Below are 17,249 nucleotides of genomic sequence, written 5' to 3' on the forward strand. Positions count from 1 at the left end.
CCGGAAAAGCCGCCGCGGCATTCGCGCCGCGGCGCAGCTGGGTTACCTCGCCGTTTCCGGGAAGATCGTTGTCCAGTCGTTTTTCATACTGATCACGGTCCAGTCGCTGGCGTCCGCCTCGTCCAGGGTGGATTGCGACATGTGACCAAAGGGCGATTCTGGCAGGCCGCCTGCCGGGCCATAGGCATATTCGCGGGTACCGTCATCGTGATGGACCAGCATCATCAAGGTCGCGGCGGGGCCTGCTGCGGTCCATTCCAGCATCTGGCGGTCGCCATCGGAGTTGCCGAAGGCGGCAACCGGGCGCTTGCCGATCATGGCATTGATGCCGACGGGCTTGCCGTCCTTGTCATCGTCAAAGGCGAGCTTGGCTTCTCTCGTTAGCTGCGGCTTGCCATCGATGATCTCGAATTTGGTCTTGACTGACGAGCCAACGACCTGCTGCGGGGGGATGCCGTAGACTTCCTCGGTAATGACGCGCATGAACTCGATGCCGCCGCCCGACACGATATAGGTCTGAAACCCGTTGTCGCGGAAATAGTCCAGCACTTCCAACATCGGCTGGTAGGCGAGCTCGGTATAGGGCCGGTCGAAACGCGGATGCTTGGCGGTCTTGAACCAATCTGCGACGATGGCCTCGAAGTCTGTCGTGCTCATACCGGTATGGGTCGCCATGACCAGTTGGGCCACCCCTTTCTCGCCGCTTGCTGCCAGACCCTTCATGTCGCCGGCAAGCGCGGATTTGAACGGCTCGGTCGTCTTCCATTCGGGGTGATCGGGCGCCAGCGCCTTGACGCGATCGAGCGCAAAGGCGAGTTGGGTATACATCGGGTGCTCGGTCCACAGCGTTCCGTCATTGTCGAACACCGCGATCCGGTCGGCCGGCGCGACATAGTTCGGGTCGCCTTCATCCGTCGCGCTTGCAACGAAATCAAGAATGGCCTGTTTTGTGTCGCCGTCATTCCAGGAGGCAAGCGGGGCAACTTCCCCAGCCTCGGCGAATGCCGCCATGGCCAATGCGAAAACGGGCGCAATCAGTGCGGCGCGGATATCTCTGTTCATCGTCATTGCCTCTCTCCTCGGTTCTCGTTCAACCGAAAAGGGCGGACTTCCGACCGCCCTTTTCGCTCTTCGCTAGGCAGGCGGAGGCCTATTCCTTCGATGTGCTGGACGCCTTCACACCGGCGATCACAGCATCAAGGTTATAGGCGGCCGGGTGCTGGAGCGGCGGGAATTCCTTGTAGGATTCCAGCTCCTTCAGCCACAGGGCCTGACCGATCGGCAGCATGTTCCAGTCATAGGCATAGGCTGTCGAAGGCGAACCGAGCGCACCGCCGATCCCGTTGAACGTCTTCGAGAAAGAACCGATCGACTGCTCGAAGGGATCACGCTTGATGTTGACGACCTGTGTCCAGCTGTACTTGACGGGGCCAAGGAAAGTTTTGGACGGATCCTGATCCACCATGGCGAAATACATCTTCCAGTTCTTGTAGCGCACCGCCGAAGGCGTCTGCCCTGAATAGTAGAAGAACGTATCGCGCGCGGACCCCTCATTGCCCGTCAGCGAGCCGACCTGGTTGAAGCCGTCCAGCTTGGTCTTGACGATGCCCGGATAATCACCGGCCTGGATCTGCTTGTTCAGATCATCGCCCTTGGCGCCGCCAGCCAGTTCAACCAGCGTTGGCAGCCAGTCAAGCGAGGAGAACATGTCATTGTTGATCGTACCCGGCTCAATGTGGCCCGGCCAGCGAACGACGAGCGGAACGCGCATGCCGCCTTCCCAGGTCGACAGTTTGCCGGCCGCAAACGGCGTCACGCCGCCATCGGGGAAGGTGATGGTTTCAGCGCCGTTATCGGTGGTGAACACGAGGATGGTGTTGTCCAGTTCGCCCATCTCTTCCAGCTTCTTGATAACAAGGCCGATATTGTCATCGACCTGTTTCATGCCGGCTTCGTTCAGGCCCCAGTCCTTGCCGCCCTTGGTGCCGATCATGTCCTGATATTTGTCGGACAGAACCGTGGTCACATGCATGCGCGCGGGATTGTACCAGACGAAGAAGGGCTTGCCGGTCTTGTCCGGATCCTTGCGGTCGAGGAAGTCGACGACCTTGGCGGAGATTTCCTCATCAACGGTCTTCGAGCGCTCAAGCGTGAGCGGACCTTCATCGGTGCAGCTCTGGTTTGCCTCCGTGCCATCCGACGAGGAGCATGCGATGACCGGGCGCGGCGGCGTCATGCACAGACCGTCAGCCGGGTCGATCGCGCCGGGCGGATCGGACAGGCCGGGTACCGGGGTGTTTGTGCAAGGCGGCACAACGGCCTGCTCGGTCGGGCTGGAATTGATGTCTGGGAAGCTGACGCCCTGCATGGCATCCAGATGATAGAGATAGCCCCAGAACTCTTCAAAGCCATGAGCGGTCGGCAGCGATTCGGCCGTGTCGCCAAGGTGGTTCTTGCCGAATTCACCGGTGGTGTAGCCGAGATCGCGCAGGAAAACGGCAAGCGAAGGCGTGCCCTTGCGCAGATAGGATTCGGAGCCTGGAATTTCCGGCAGCAGCATGCCGGCGCGCACCGGGTTCATACCGGTGAAGAAGGAGGTGCGGCCCGCCGTGCAACTCTGCTGGGCGTAGTAGTCGGTGAACATCGCGCCTTCATGGCCGATACGGTCGATATTCGGCGTTTCGCCGACCATCAGGCCACGGTGGTAAATGCTGGGCTGCATGTAGCCGACGTCATCAGCCATGATGAACATGATGTTGGGCTGTTCCGCGGGCGCGGTTGTGCTAGGGCTGTCCTGGGCCATAGCGTTCATGCTTGTCAGTGCCGAAGCGCACAGGGCGGCTGCGAGAACGGCCCCCGTCTTCGCCGCCCGTGCGGGCTTGAAACTCAGTGTCATGGGTTTTCCCTCCATCTCGCTCCGGCGTTTGCCCAAGCGTCGCTGATCTGGTTGCGAATACATTGAATGACGTGTCTTGCAGCAAGTCGCCGCGTAGACCGAAGCCGGTCTGGAACCGCGAACCGGAGAAATTTCCTCTTCCATCTGTCTGAACGTGTTTTCTGTCATATGCGCGTTGAGGTTGATGTCCAAAATTGCTATGTGGAACACAAGACCCGACAAACGGCAGCCCCTGAAGGGCATGATGCGTTGACGTTTGACAATTGTTCGGTTCAAGTCGGCTTGCACCCGTCCCTTGGTACTCTTGTTCAATACGATCAATTGGAGGGCGGCGCTTTTCATTTGACGTCACTTTGGAGATGGCGGTGACGAAAAGAAGCAGTTCGGTTGCGCTTGCGCGTTTGAGGGGGATCGGGCCATTACCGGCCATGGTCGAGGAGACCGGCGGAATGCGCGGACTGATCAGGGCGTTTCAGCAGTCCGGCCTGCCGCTTGAGGTCCTCGAACACAAGAATATGCCGATACCACTGAGTTTAATGAGTGCGCTCTTCGAAAGCAGCGCGAGGGTGCTTGGCGAGCGAAGCCTGGGACTGTCGGTCGGCAAGGCTATGTCCTATCGGGTCTATGGAAAATGGTCCGATTATTCCGCGCAGGCCGGGTGCCTGGGCGGTGCACTTCGCCGCGCCTGTGCGACGGTTGGGACCCAGCTGTTCGGCACGACCATGACCCTGGAGTTGGAAAATGGACGCTGGATATGGCGGGTCACCCCGCCGATCATCGGCGAGACCACCACGCAATATGCCGATCATATCATCTTTCCCATGCTGGCGTTCGCGCAGGTCTATCTCGGCGCCGATTGGCGACCAAACTTCATCGAGGTCTGCTATCCGCGCGACAAGTCGTCATCGATGATCGAGCTCGCGTTGAAGACCGATCTGCGATGCAATGGTTCCGGCATCGCCATTCCATTCTCAATTGAGGAGATCGCCGAGCCTCATCCCGCCGCTGACGCTCTTGCATTAAAACCCCTGACACTGCGGGAGGTGACTGGCGATGTCGCGTTGAGCGAAGCGCCCGAACCGGCGCGTTCGTTTTCAGCGGTCGTCGCCTTGCGGCTTCTGGCGGGCCAAACCGATATCGACGGTGCTGCGGAAATCGCCGGCTTTGGTGTTCAGGGCCTGCAGCGGCGTCTGCGCGTCGCGGGATATACCTATCGCGAGATCGTCGAGATGGCGCGGCGCGATAGGGCCATGGCGCTTCTGACGCAGACAGATTCGTCCGTCGCCCAGATCGCTTTCGCGCTCGGCTATGAGGAACATGCGAATTTCAGCCGAGCCTTCCAGCGCTGGATGGGCTGTTCGCCAAGCACCTATCGCAATGGTGTGAAGCGCACTCTGGCGTGAAGCGCGCTGCCGGACTTTTTGGCATAGTTGTGCTTCGGAAGAATAAGAAATGGACAGGTGATTGCCTCCTGAACTTGGTGGTGTCTTTCTCCTGCCACCTGGAGATTTGCACTATGGAACAGACTTGACACGGTAGTGCTAAGCCGACTGCGGCAGCCCTTCGAGAAGTACAAAATCATCAAGCGAGTCTGACCGCGCTCCTAAAGTGGTATGGGTCAATGGGCAGACCGTTGCGAAGTGGAAAAGCGCACCTCCGTTTCTGATCTGCCAACCGGCCCAAAAGAGTTGAAGGCAGAGACCTTTTCTCTCGAGAGAGATGCATGACCTAAGCCTTCCGCAAGCATAAACTGCTTTCCGCTCGATGATTGTCGTTATGCGCGGCAGGCAATTATAAGGATGCGCGGCCCGCCCCAAACGAAACCGCACAAAGCTAGATCTCGGTGTGCTCTGCTAGTTCAAGGGCATCATCGATGTCCACACCGAGGTACCGGACCGTATTTTCGATCTTGCTGTGACCGAGCAGAATCTGGATTGCACGGAGGTTACCGGTTGCCTTGTAGATCATCGCCGCCTTGGTCCGGCGGAGTGAATGTGTACCGTAGTCTTCCCGTCGTAAGCCGATTGCTGTCACCCATTCGTCGACCAATCGTGCATATTGTCGGGTGCTCAGATGACCGGCAGGATCGACCCGACTGGGAAAAGCGTAGTCGTCAACCGTTCCACCTCTTCGCTCCAACCAGGCGAGCAAGCTGGCTCTCACGTCCGTCGTGATCTCAAACTGAACCGGGCGACCCGTTTTCTGCTGAACCACCATGGTGCGGGTCCGGATCGATGGCCCCGAAACCAGCGTACCGATCTTGATCTTGACGAGATCGCAGCCCCGAAGCTTGCTGTCTATGGCGAGATCAAACAGGGCGCGATCACGCATTCGCCCTTCGCGATCGAGAAAGAAGCGGATCGCCCAGACTTGGCGCTGCTTCAGGGGTTTCTTAATACCGACGATTCGTCCGGCGTTCCATGCTGGCCTGCCGTGCATGGCAGGATCGTATTGTGCTATACCCATGTCGTTTCTCCTTCGGCCATGATTGGCCGTCAGGAGGATAGGCGAGCAATGCAAGCGAATGGCAAGTTTATGTAGTACCAAGTCGAAGCTTGAACGTCCGAAATGGGGGCGCTTTCCAGACCGGTAGAAATGGGGGTCGCTTCCCCGACCGTCCGGTTCTGAAGCTCGCGGACGAATTAGCTGCCATAAAGAGGTGGCCGACCTCCGACTTGATCTCTGCATGGGTTTCGCGAGCACTTTACTAGGTTGCATTCCCCGCATAAGCTAATCACATAGCACGCATATAGGGAGGATGTATGGCGCGAGATTACAAGCGTGATGCCATCCGATTGCTGTTTCTTTTGAATGCAGGAAAAGCCGATAACTCGGACAAGGAGATGGTCGAGACATACCCGCATGTGTTCGGCGGCGAAAAGCGGCTACAAGCGATGGACTTCTGGGTTCGTTACCCAGACTACCTAGCGCTCGAACTGATTGCCCAGCACGAGTTGACTGGCGAACCGACCAAGCTGGATATCGCCAGGGCGATATGCGATGACGGTGAACCCTCTCTCCGCACGATCCCAATGCTGCGCAAGCACTTCGGTGCATACGAGCCGTTGGACACCGCGTTGGCCCTACTCGAATGCCGGGGTCTCGTGAGACCGGAGCGCCGGAAGACAGCGGTCGGTCATTCGCACTTCTTCTTCCTAACCAAGAAGACCGATGAGTTCTGCGAGACGATCACGAAGGCTTTCCCGCTGCTTGGCTGGTACCGCGACCGCGCACGGCTGGTCGTTGATGTCGCCGGCCCCAGACGTGGCAACGAACTCAAGTCCGTGCAGCACTCGACGCGCCAATACCACGATACCGCCATCATGACGTACATTCCCACGATCACAGACCTCGTGAAGTCCAAGCTCGACAAGTTCGGAGGCGGCCCCACATGATCAACACGGACATCAACGCCTGGTATGAGGCGATCGCCAAGAAGGCCGGTGTGGGCAGGGAGGATGTCAAAGAAGTACTCGACCGGTACTCGGTTAAACCTATCATCCGTCCCGCCGTTCCGCAGCGGGTGCGGATACTGTCACTACGGTTCAATGGCAAGAAAGCCGGAATTCTCGATGACGAAATTGACTTCGAGTGGAAGGACCTCGGGGCAGGCCTGTACGCCATCGTCAGCAACAGCAATCTCAGGGGCAAGACTACGCTCCTGAGGTTCATGCAGCTGGGACTCGTCGGACGCAGCTCTCTGGCAAAAGACATGGAGCGCTGGTTCGAAGCGATGACGCTGCGCTTCTCGGTGGACAATGAGGTGTTCGAGACCCGGATCAAAGACTTTCACGCCCAACGAGGCTCGCTGGTGCAACTGAAGAATGGCCGCGAGTTCGTGGTGTCGACATTCCAGGACGCCACGTCGTTTGAAGCCGCAATGGAGACGTTCTTCTTCGACAAGCTTGGGCTGAATTCCACGCGGATCGTGGTGAACCAGAAGGGCAAGGATGTTGCCCAGGATCACGGCTGGTCATGGTTGTCGTCGGTCTTGGCAATCGATCCCAACCCCGAAAACATTTTCGGCAATAGCCCCGCGGGAGTCGGGGGCATGGAAACCTATCTCATGCGGATGTTCATCGGTCTGCCTTGGGTTGGGACCCACACGACCATCAAGGCGGTGATCAAGCGAATTGGCATTGAGGGCGAGCGCATCGGGCAGGCCGCCGCACGCAGCCAAAGCGCGGCGCGACTCCGGCTCACCGAGCTGGAATCGGACCGGGAAAAGGTCGGCAAGCGTCTGGCCGGGCCGGATCGTGTCGAAGCGGTGGTATCGAGGGAACGGACGGCAATCCACCGATTGGCGGCCGTATCTGCAGAAATCCACGCCCTGACGCGAAGGCAGGCGGACATCGTATCCGACCTGTCAGCCGCCGAAGAGGCGGTTACCTATGCAGTGCGGGAACGGCACGGTTTCGATGAGGCACGGCAGGCAGGTGCCGTCTTCCGGCTTTTGCGCCCGGAATACTGCCCCAGCTGCGATGAGGTATTTACCGACGACCTCCGCGAGGAACGGCAGCAGCACCATGACTGCATCGTCTGCGGACGTCATGAACCGAAGGCAGAAGACGACGTGACCGGCGTGCGGGAGACGTTGGTCGAGAGGGAAGAAGAAGCGAAGAACCGGCTCAGCAAGCTAAAGGTAGCCGAGAAGAAGGTCGACGGGGGCCTCAAAACCAAGATTAAGGAACGCGAGGGCCTGGAGACCGAGCTAAAGAACCTCCAGACGGAGATTGCCGCTTCGGAGACGCCGACGGAGTCTTGGAAAGAAGCGCTCAAGCTGGACGCGCAGATCGAGGAAGTTCGTCGCCTGACTGGCGGAGATGCCCCTCCGCCGAACGACGATCTTAAAGTACTCAACGCCGCCGACACGGTCACGAATTCATTCTTCATTGACGAGCAGAAGGCGATACTTGCGGAGGTGGCGACCGAGGCGACGAAATTCGCCCGGTCCTTCGGAATGATCATGCTTGAGGACATCGAATTCCAAGGCACGCGAATGAAGCTGCGGAAAGCCGGAGGGCAGCAGTTCTTCGGTGATTGCCAGCCGGGCGAACGCAAACGCCTCAAGATCGCAACAGTGCTCGCGATGTTGCGGGTGAGCGAGGCGCGGGGTGTCGGCCGCCACCCAGGCCTCCTATTCATCGATTCCCCACGTACGGACGAGACCGTCGACGACAACGTCTCGGAAATTGTGAAGGGTCTCGCCTCGCTCTCGGACGAAATGCCCTACGTCCAAGTTTTCGTCACCAGCCTCGCCGTACCGGCAGTCCTCGAGCATGTTTCTTGCGATAATGTAAGGAATTCTCGAGAAGACGAATGGATGTGGTAAGAACATAGATGTCGCTCGACAGTGCGATAACAGGTTATCTGGAGCGGGATGAGCCGTATGACGCTGCCTCGTTCGGCGGTCTCGACGCGCTCCTTGGCCGCGGACGCGAAGCGGGGGCATCCAGTTTTCCAGAACTGTTTTACGATCTGGTCACGCTGCATCGTGACGAGCGTGCCGCCGACGTCGAAACCTTCCTCGCGGACCTTGTCGAGGAGATCACTGACGATCTGGCTCTTCTGGACATAACCGCTCGCATGGCGGGACGCCCAGTCCTCACAAACGAACCCGCGAAACGGATTTTCAACCACTTCCTCTCGCTTTTCAAAGAACGCTCGAACAATCGGTCGGCCAGGATCGCGGCGCTGAAGGGTGCCTATCTCTCCGCATTGGGTCACGAGCGTCAATTGACCCGATTGAGTGCCGCTATCACCGAGATCGATGACGAGAGCGAACTTCTGATCGTTCCCTATGCGGCGCGGGTCGCAGGTTTGGTGCTCTCGGGTCGGGACGATCAGGGACTGATCGAATTCCTTCGCGCGTACCAAGACCATCGCGCTTGCGCCGACCAGGTGAAGCTGGAGTTGGGACTTCTTGCGCTTGGTAGAGCCATGGCGGCCGGTAATACGGAAGATGCCATGTCGGCACTTATCGAAGCCCGCGACCTCTTCTCGGCGGCAGCAGAAGCGCGCGACAGCCGACACGAAGCCAGGAGCTTCGCCTTGGCGATCGATCTCCTGACAGGCTTCATCCGATCACGAGATCTTTCCGGCCTTCGAGAAACACTTGCCGAGCTGACGGAAGCGGCCTTCGCCTATGACGCATACGTTACCCGGGCCGATCCCGATCCGCTGCTCGAATACGTGGCGGCGCAAGCCTCTGCATTCACAACTCTGTCGATCCGATTGTCAGGTCTGGCTGACAGCCTATCCGAGTCGACATGGCTTCATGCTGCTGCGGTGATCAACGATCAACTGCTCATCGCGTACAACGCGAGTTCTATGGTGTTCAGTCCTGGACAAGGAAAGGCAGTCGAACTTCTTGTCCGGTATAGGATCGAGACGAGCCTCCTGGGCAATCACCTCTTCATGGCGGCGATGAAGGAGTGGATCGCGGCATATGCCATGGACATGGATGACGGCATCGTTGCGGACATAAGAGCCTTTGCGGAGCGATCTGCGGACCCTACGAACGCGGAAGCCGCCAGCCCGTCGGCCTCCGCCATACTCGACCGGGCGGCAGGCAAGAAAGGCTTCACTGAACTCGAGGCCCTTCTTCAATTCAGGATGGAAAGGGTTCGGGAGCGGACTACGAGATACATCATTGAGGCGATTCAGACCGTCGAATCGGCTTTCTCCGAACTGCCTGACTTCCAGGATGCGGATTACAAAGCTGGGTTCATGGACCTTGCCCATGCCGTCTTGGGATTCGCGGAAGATCGCCTAAATAGCTCCTTCGAGCAAAATCAGCAGGCGGGCTATCTTTTCAAGCACGTGAAAACGAACCCGGTCGAGAAAGACCTCCAACAGGACTTCCATTCCTGGAGTCGTTCGCGAGGGATGGCTATTGACGACGAGGTCAAAGGGAAGGGCGGCGGGCGCGCCGACCTTCGTTACACCTATAAGTCGTGTGAGATCGTCATCGAAGTCAAGCAGGAGAGTAATGACGCTTCATTCGAGGCGCTTCTTTCCGGATACGGGAGTCAAGCCAGTCAATATCAGGTGACCAACGCGCGCCTAGGCGTGTTGCTCGTCCTTGACAAGACGCGCCCGGGCAAAGAGCCCGAACATATTGAGTTTATATATAAGCCCATGATCCTCACCAGGGGGGCCTCTGATTACGGCATCCTAGTCGTCAAGGTCGCTGCATTACGCCCGAGACCCTCCGAAGCGTCACGGTGATTTATCTAAGCATTGAAGGAGTTTCCGGACTTTTTCTGCTACGGATGGAGCTTATGCGCACTTGGCGGCCTAGCGCCATTGCAAACGTAATGTCTGCTTTGAGGCAAGCGCGAAGGCGACCTAGACGTCCAAAATGAGGGCGCCTTGCCGCCATCCTCGTCTGGATTGGAAACGACGCTGTGGCGCGCATCGTCTACGAACCGACAGGAGCCTATCACAAGGCGTTCGAGCGGTTCATGACGGCGCACGGTCTACCGCTCTCAAAGGTCAACCCACGCCTTGCCAGGCGGTTTGCCGAAGCGGCGGGAAGGCTTGCCAAGACGGACCGGATCGATGCTGAACTCCTGGCCCGGTTCGGCGCGCTGCTTGAGCCGCGCATGCTTCAGGCAAATTCCGATATTCTCAATGATCTGAAGGAATTGCATGTTGTGCGGCTTGCCCTCGTGAAGGACAGGACGGCCGCCAAAAACCGGCAGAAGACTATAACCCAACGTCTGCTCAGGAAACAGAACGAGGCTCGGCTCAAGCAGATCGAAGAACAACTGGAAGCCGTTGACGGGGCGATCAGGGCACTGATCGACAAGGATGCCGCCCTCAGAGTGTTGATTGCCAGTGCAGCAATTAAAACTATTAAGGGAGCCGAAAAATCTCGATCTACCGTTTTTGTGCTGCTACGCTAAATTGAATAATTTTGGGGAAATCATGCGGCAAGTAGCGATCGATCTCTATTCAGGCTGCGGCGGAATGTCGGCAGGAGCGGCGGCGGCCATTCCGGATCTCGAAGTCAGATGGGCGCTCGATATAAACAGTCAGGCGACCGAGACGTTCAAGGCGGCCCACCCGGAGGCAGTCGTCGACTGCAGGGACGTGTCGGAAGTGTCAGCGCCAGACATCATCAGGCGCTCAGGCATAGACAAGATCGACTGGTTCTTCGCCGGGCCGACCTGCCAGGCCGTCAGTACGATGGGGATCTTTCATCTGGACGATCCGAGGAATGCGCTGTTCGTGCATTTCATCCGACTTCTTGACGGCTTCACCATTGCGGGCTGCCGCCCGGCGAACATCGTGATGGAAAACGTCCCTGGCGTCGTGTACGGCCGCAATCTCGTGATCGTGAAGGAGCTGTTCAGGCTCTTCCGTGACCGCGGATACAATGTCTTCGCCGATGTCGTGAACATGGCCGACCATGGACTTCCACAGCTTCGCAACCGCTTCATCCTCGTTGCGACCGACAGGAGCATTCCTCCCACCTTTCCAAAGCCGACGCACGGTCTGGACGGTGAAGGCGGCCTTTGTCCCTATGTAAGCGTCGCCGAAGCCATCGGCGATCTCTTCGGGGAACGACCTTCGGGCGTGGCCCGGTGCTCGAATGCGGTCATGGAGACGGAATTTCACAAGTTCGTCGCCGACACGGCCGGACACGTGGCCAACCATCACTGCCCCAATCTCTCGGAAATAAACCGGAGGAGAGTATCGACCGTCCCGCAGGGCGGCTGCTGGAAGGACATTCCTCCAGAACTGCTCCCAGAGAGGTTCCGTCGCGTCAGGCTGACAGACTATGCGACGCTCTACGGGCGTCTACACGAAGACAGTCCCGCCTACACGATTTCCGCTGGCTTCTCCAACGTGACGTCGGGATGCTTCACTCATCCGATCCATGACCGTCCCCTGACCGTCAGAGAGGGGGCGCGGCTTCAGGGCTTCCGAGACAGCTTCGAGTTCTTCGGATCGAAGCATGCGCAATACAGGCAGGTCGGCAACGCCGTGCCGCCGTTCTTCATGCGGAAGCTGGTCGAACACATCTCATCCGGCAAGGATGGCGTTCAGGCGCGGATCACGGCGGAAGTCATGGAACGCGGAGCCAAGCTGCCTCCCATGGTGCGAAGATTCATGGGAAGGAAGAATGATTCCGAGCGGTCGATCGGCGGATACGGCGGTGGAACGTACTGGCCTGCAGGATGGGGCGAGCCTATCGCAGCCGACCAGATCGCCGCGAACGGCTACAGGCTTGCAGACACGCCAGTCAGATATCGACGCAGGGACGAGTGGCGAGCTGCGCGGGACAGTTTTCGGAATCATGACCTTTCTGCGCTTTTCGAAACCTCGGTGCCGCCGCCGCTTGAAGACGGCGCGTACAGGTTCGCACTTGCCCGCAGCGGCAATCTCGATGCGATAGACAGCGCGGTAGTCCGAATGCTCGGCTGCATCTCGCGAATGAAAAGAAGTCTTCTCGTGCATTCCGACGTGCGCTACCTGCGCTCCCGGATAGGTCTCCTTCATGCAGGTCTGTCCGACGCCGGAGCGTCCAACCTTCCTGACGTGGAGATTGACGAAGAAGGGCATGTCCGGATCGGCAATGCAAAGTCCGGCCGCCTGGTTCCGGCGCAGCTCTTCTTCGATGACCCTGCGGCAGATGCGGTGGAGGGCGAGCCTGGCCTCGTCCTCATGATGACGCCACTTCAGGGCTTGCCTGCCGGAGGTGCGGAACGGAGGAAGACGCCTCGATAGTCTACAATTTCCGTACGCCTATGCACGGTTGTGAGGTTGAAGGGGGGAGGCAATGAAGGGAGTGAAGGGTGATCTGGACGACGTGCTGCTTGAGCGGTATTTCATCGCGCCCGGAAACGCGAGAAAGATCGGAAGCATCCACGTCGATGACGAGGATCTCAAGCGGATCTTCAGGACGGAAGACCTCGATAGCGCCATAGAGGCGTTCAAGCTGAGCCTGCCGGGCGGCAATCTGCTCAAGGACTACCTGACCGGCGACATTTCACTGTCTGAAGTCGAAGGCCGCACGCCTCGATACGTGCGCATCCTTCTCTTTCTCTGCTGGATGCAGACGTCCAAGACTCGGCAGGGCACCGAAGGGCAGGCGGGAGAACGAAACTTCCGAAGGATGCTCGTCTCGCAGTTGGGAGATCGTGTCTCTGGAGCCTCTATGAATGGGCTTGATAGGATGTGGGAGCATCTCAAGGCCTACCTCGCGCGCAACTACGAGGTCGAACTCGATCTGCCGGAGAAGGACAGCTACGTTCTGATCGGACGAACGCTGAAGCTGGCCTTTCCTACATGGCGTGCCAGGAATGCGCTGCGCAAGATCAGGGACAGCATGCCTGAGCATCTGCTCATGGATCCGCGGCACGTCGCAAACATCATAAGGGCATCCAGCCATGAACTGGGCAGTTCAGCCCACTCCCTCGAATACAATTTCAGGTATTTCGACCAGATCCAGCTTCATGGCGGCGTGGAATATCGCGACACGCCGTTCTGGCGTGCGTGGTACGACGTCGTGGCGCTCATCAAGAAGCTGGAGTCTCTCGAAATCAGGGAGGAGGAATACGGAGAGCATGCGCTCTATCGTGTCAGTCCGCTGGGAGACAGGGTCAGGATTCCAAAGCCGGACGCTGCCTTCGAGTACATTCCTCGAGACCTGAAGAACGCGCTTCGGTCGGGAAAGGTCCTTCTGGAGGACGTCGGGTTCGGTTGCTTCAAGGTGCTTGCGGCGAGAAAAGGCAGGCATGCGGCGTGGATGGTCGTCAGACGGATGCTCTCCGAAATTCCGGACGGAGTCGTCAAATCCGTCAGCGCAGTGACGTCGGAGTGGTATCTCGTCACGCTGAAGTCCGGCGCTTCGGAAGCGCATCAGGCTGCAGGCGAAGCCAGGTTCGGATGGCATGGCGGCATACGCGTCGGGACGGCGGCATATCTGGGCAGAGGTCAGTTTGCGCCGCACCTCTGCTTCGAGGCCGGCCGCGTTCCGACGGTTCTTTTCGACGGCCGCCCGATGGCGATGAAGGTAGACGGCACGGTGCTTTCATTTCCTTCTGGTCAGTATTCGGGAACTGCGAAGGCGAAGATGTCGGCGGGAAGCCATGAAATCAGGCTCGTTCCCTGCGCCAACGACATTCCGGAGATCATGCGGCAGCCTTTCGATCCGGAACGGCATATCAGCGAGGACGAGTTCTATGCTGGCACGTCACCGGAGCCGGAGGCCGCTGTCGACCGTTGGAATGGCGAAAGGCATGATTCGTGCGAGGAAATGGTCTCCATAGGAGAGGCTCTCTATGCGCGCGCCGCGCGGACGCTGCCGCTTCGGGACGCCTTCGAGATCGTCGGCAGGGGAATGTCCGGCATGGACGATCATCCTTCACCATGGGAAGTGATCAGGATATTCGTGGATGCGGGCTGGTTCGACGGCGCGCTCTTGAGGAACTTTCCATCCAGAGTGCTCGTCATGCGTCAGCTTGGCGTCGAGCTGCTGGGCGGCCTCGAAGTCAGGATGTCCGGGCCGACCACCGTCATGCTTTCGAAGCGGATCATGGCCACCGCCGCGAAATCCGGAGCGAAGGTCCAGGTCCTGGGCGGCGTGTCCGAGTGGAGCCTTCCGAGGATCGTCGTCAGAGCTGAATCGGAAACGATGCGTCAGGATTTCATCAGGCGGATCGGCGTTCCGGCGGTCGTTCATCGCCGCCGGGCGGAGCCTGTCGGAGACCAGGGGTGGCCCTCGGTTCACGGCTACCACGTGATGGACCGCCTGGATGAAGCCCGAGGCTACTTCAATGCGCCGAAAGGCGAAGCCGACGGCCTCTTCAGGATGGAGAGGGGAACCGAGCGCAATCCGAACATCTACAATTCGATCGTGCCGGGCAAGCCTGAAAGGGCCTATCAGTCGCCTTCGATCGCGATGCTCTTCCATCAGGTCAGAAGCGGCGGCCGACCGCCATTCGGCTTCGAAGACGGCGTGATCACGCCGACGGGCAGGCGGATCCATCTTCCTTCGTCCTGGGCGCGCTGGCTGGCGGACGTGACGCTTGCAAATCCTGGCATGATCCGCTCGGGAAGCGAATGGAGATACGCATATCCGGCGACCGAGGCGGGGGCTTCGGCGGTGGCAGATCTCGTGCCTGTCAGGCTTGGGAAATGCGAGGACGACGAGTGGGTGGAGATGTTTTTGAAGTCCGCATCACGAAGAGGCCGAGCGATATTTGCGCCGACGTCGGCGTGCGTCCGTTCGGGGAGAACCGTAATCGAGAAGAGTTTTGAATGACGTTGCATCATAAAGGCAAAATCTATCGCGTAAGAGAGACGTCGGGCACGGACACGGTTCTGCTCACCGAGCTGCGCATCGAAGACGGCCGGCCGACCGGCGGGCCTCTGAAGGAAGCGAGAAACGACCGCATGTGGCTTGCGGGGGTCGACTCCTATTGGATGGTCCTCAATGAAAAGCTGGAGCCGAAGGCCGGGAAGAAGCGCGGTGCGTCAAGACCTCCCGTCATGCCGGCGGCCGAGACCGCCGTGGGCATCCTGCAGAAGGCGCGGCAGTCTGGCGGCGGCATGGATCTTTCCGGTCTGAACGGTTCCGCGCCGGAAACGATTTCGTTCAGTCAGTGTGCCCAGCTATCCGTCGGATACAGCCTCTACACGTCAGGTACTGCGGAGGCTGTTTCAAGATTTCTGCGGGACCGCTCGGTTTCGCTGCCGTCGCGCGCCATGGTCGATGCGATCGAGATCAGGGAGAACGTATGGCTGAAGAGCTGGCTGAGAAAGGGAGAGGCCGGGACGTGCAGGCTTGATCGCAGCGTCGACGTCCGATCTGCGGAAACCTTCTCGATCCCTGATCCGTCGACGGCGGTTGTCCTGCCTTCCGGGCTTGTTCTGTTTCAGCCCGGCATGCAATGGGAGGGGCCGTTCAGAACGGACCTGCGCAGCGACGACGAGGTGCTTCGGTCGGTGGAGAAATGGGCCGACCGTCTTCAGGCCACCCTGGGCGAGGATCATCCATCCGTAGAGAATCTCGGCGCGCTCATCCGTCAGGTGGAACGGCGTACGGCTTCCAACGACGATCTGCGGGATCTCGAAGCCGTTGCAGGAATCCTCGCCGCGAGACCAGCCATTAGGGAGATTGCTCCGAAGCTCCTGTCGGAAACGCCGGAGTGGAAGGCGGTGTCGGACGAGATGAGAGCCGCCGAGCTCGAACGGATGAAGGCGGAGGTTGAAGCGAAGGCAGGAGAAGAGACTTCCCGACTCGAGGAAGAGCTTGCGCGGAAGCGTGCCGAACTAGCGGACATGGAGCTCAGGATCGCCCAGGCGGCCCACCGGGAAAGCGTTCTCAAGGCGGAAAGCGAAGCCATTCACAAGGACATCGAGGGGATGATCGAGCGCGCGGCGCGCACCGTTGCGGTCGGAGATGCAGAGAATGCGAGCCTTCTTGCAGACGACATTTCAAGCCTTCGCAGGGAGGTCGACGCCGTCAGGCAGAGGCTGTCGGAAGAGCCTGCCCGCGCTGCGGCCGTTGAAATGTCTGCGGAGCCGCAGCCGACGGATGCGCAGCAGACGAAGCTCGCGTCCGGGGTGGAGCGGGCGGAGCAGGTGGAGAAGCTTGCGGGGGCCATCGGCGTTTCAAAGGAAAGGCTTTCGCTTTTCATGGCTTGGGGGCGTTCATCCTTGCTGCCCGTATTCGTGGGCGAGGGTTCTGCGCGCCGGGTGATCGACGTGGCAAGGGCCGTGGGCGGGGGAGAGGTTCATGCCGTCTTCTGCGATCCGACCAAGATATCGATGGACGACATCAAGCGAAGCGGGAACGGCGAGGGGCTTTCCCATGCGTTGGAGATGGCCCGGCGCTTCCCCGACAGGATCGTCCCGATCGCGTTCTGCAACATCAACAGGGGACCATGTGAGTTCTGGCTGCCTGAGCTGATGGAGCTTCGCAGAGTGGGACACATTCCATCGAACATGGTCTGCTTCGCCAGCGCGTCCACGGACGGCATGCTGGTGTCCGTGCCCCGTTCGGTTCTCGGCTATCTTGTTCCGTTCAAGACCGAGGGCGTTCCCGTCGGCTCGTCTTCAGATCTGGCACGCGATGCGTGGCCGGCCGACATTGCGGTCGATGTCGAGCGCCAACGAGAGGCTCTGCCCCTTCTGACAACCACGGGCGTCGATCCATCGAAACGCCCAGATCTCTTCAGGCTTGCCGCGGAAACAATTTCCGCCGAAATCGGCAAGCCTGGTTTCAAGGTCAGGGATCTCGTCTCCGCTTCGAAAGAGCAGTTCGAATGGCTGACTGCCATCGCGTCCGGCGGCGACCACGATCTCATCAAGGAATTACAGAATACGAGGAAGTAGA

Annotated in this window: 11 protein-coding genes; 8 read left to right on the forward strand and 3 right to left on the reverse strand. The window is 59.2% G+C overall.

What is annotated here, in order from left to right:
- Nucleotides 1-42: 42 nt before the first annotated feature.
- The gene (locus V6767_RS04805) at nt 43-1,068 is read right to left on the reverse strand and encodes an HAD family hydrolase (RefSeq protein ID WP_448472408.1); all 1,026 of its coding nucleotides are present in this window, start codon (nt 1,066-1,068) and stop codon (nt 43-45) included.
- Nucleotides 1,069-1,150: 82 nt separating this feature from the next.
- The gene (locus V6767_RS04810; RefSeq protein WP_448472605.1) at nt 1,151-2,803 is read right to left on the reverse strand and encodes an arylsulfatase; all 1,653 of its coding nucleotides are present in this window, start codon (nt 2,801-2,803) and stop codon (nt 1,151-1,153) included.
- A 542-nt stretch (nt 2,804-3,345) separates the two neighbouring features.
- Here V6767_RS04810 and V6767_RS04815 point away from each other — a divergent pair.
- On the forward strand, nt 3,346-4,299 hold the full coding sequence (locus V6767_RS04815) for a helix-turn-helix domain-containing protein (RefSeq protein WP_448472409.1): 954 nt from the start codon (nt 3,346-3,348) through the stop codon (nt 4,297-4,299).
- Nucleotides 4,300-4,729: 430 nt separating this feature from the next.
- Here the strand turns inward: V6767_RS04815 and V6767_RS04820 are convergent, their stop codons facing one another.
- The gene (locus V6767_RS04820; RefSeq protein ID WP_448472410.1) at nt 4,730-5,362 is read right to left on the reverse strand and encodes a tyrosine-type recombinase/integrase; all 633 of its coding nucleotides are present in this window, start codon (nt 5,360-5,362) and stop codon (nt 4,730-4,732) included.
- Between the two features lie 296 nt (nt 5,363-5,658).
- On the opposite strand from V6767_RS04820, the gene V6767_RS04825 reads away from it, so the two are divergent.
- From V6767_RS04825 to V6767_RS04855, 7 genes are all read left to right on the forward strand, one after another.
- Entirely contained in the window at nt 5,659-6,291 is a 633-nt protein-coding gene (locus tag V6767_RS04825; protein WP_448472411.1) for a hypothetical protein, read from the forward strand.
- Nucleotides 6,288-8,228 carry a hypothetical protein gene (locus tag V6767_RS04830; protein ID WP_448472412.1) on the forward strand — a complete coding sequence of 647 codons (1,941 nt, stop codon included), beginning with the start codon at nt 6,288-6,290 and terminating at the stop codon, nt 8,226-8,228. The genes V6767_RS04825 and V6767_RS04830 overlap by 4 nt, the downstream gene beginning before the upstream one ends.
- An 8-nt stretch (nt 8,229-8,236) precedes the next feature.
- Nucleotides 8,237-10,126, forward strand: a complete 1,890-nt coding sequence (locus tag V6767_RS04835; protein WP_448472413.1) for a hypothetical protein — start codon at nt 8,237-8,239, stop codon at nt 10,124-10,126.
- Nucleotides 10,127-10,305: 179 nt separating this feature from the next.
- On the forward strand, nt 10,306-10,806 hold the full coding sequence (locus V6767_RS04840) for an IS110 family transposase (protein WP_448472414.1): 501 nt from the start codon (nt 10,306-10,308) through the stop codon (nt 10,804-10,806).
- Nucleotides 10,739-12,634, forward strand: a complete 1,896-nt coding sequence (locus V6767_RS04845; RefSeq protein ID WP_448472606.1) for a DNA cytosine methyltransferase — start codon at nt 10,739-10,741, stop codon at nt 12,632-12,634. Before V6767_RS04840 ends, V6767_RS04845 begins: the two co-directional genes overlap by 68 nt.
- A gap of 52 nt (nt 12,635-12,686) precedes the next feature.
- Nucleotides 12,687-15,173: a hypothetical protein gene (locus V6767_RS04850; RefSeq protein WP_448472415.1), complete on the forward strand. Its 2,487-nt coding sequence runs from the start codon at nt 12,687-12,689 to the stop codon at nt 15,171-15,173.
- Between the two features lie 227 nt (nt 15,174-15,400).
- Entirely contained in the window at nt 15,401-17,248 is a 1,848-nt protein-coding gene (locus tag V6767_RS04855; RefSeq protein WP_448472416.1) for a hypothetical protein, read from the forward strand.
- The last annotated feature ends 1 nt before the right edge of the window (nt 17,249 follow it).

The organism is Martelella sp. FLE1502 (assembly GCF_053484255.1).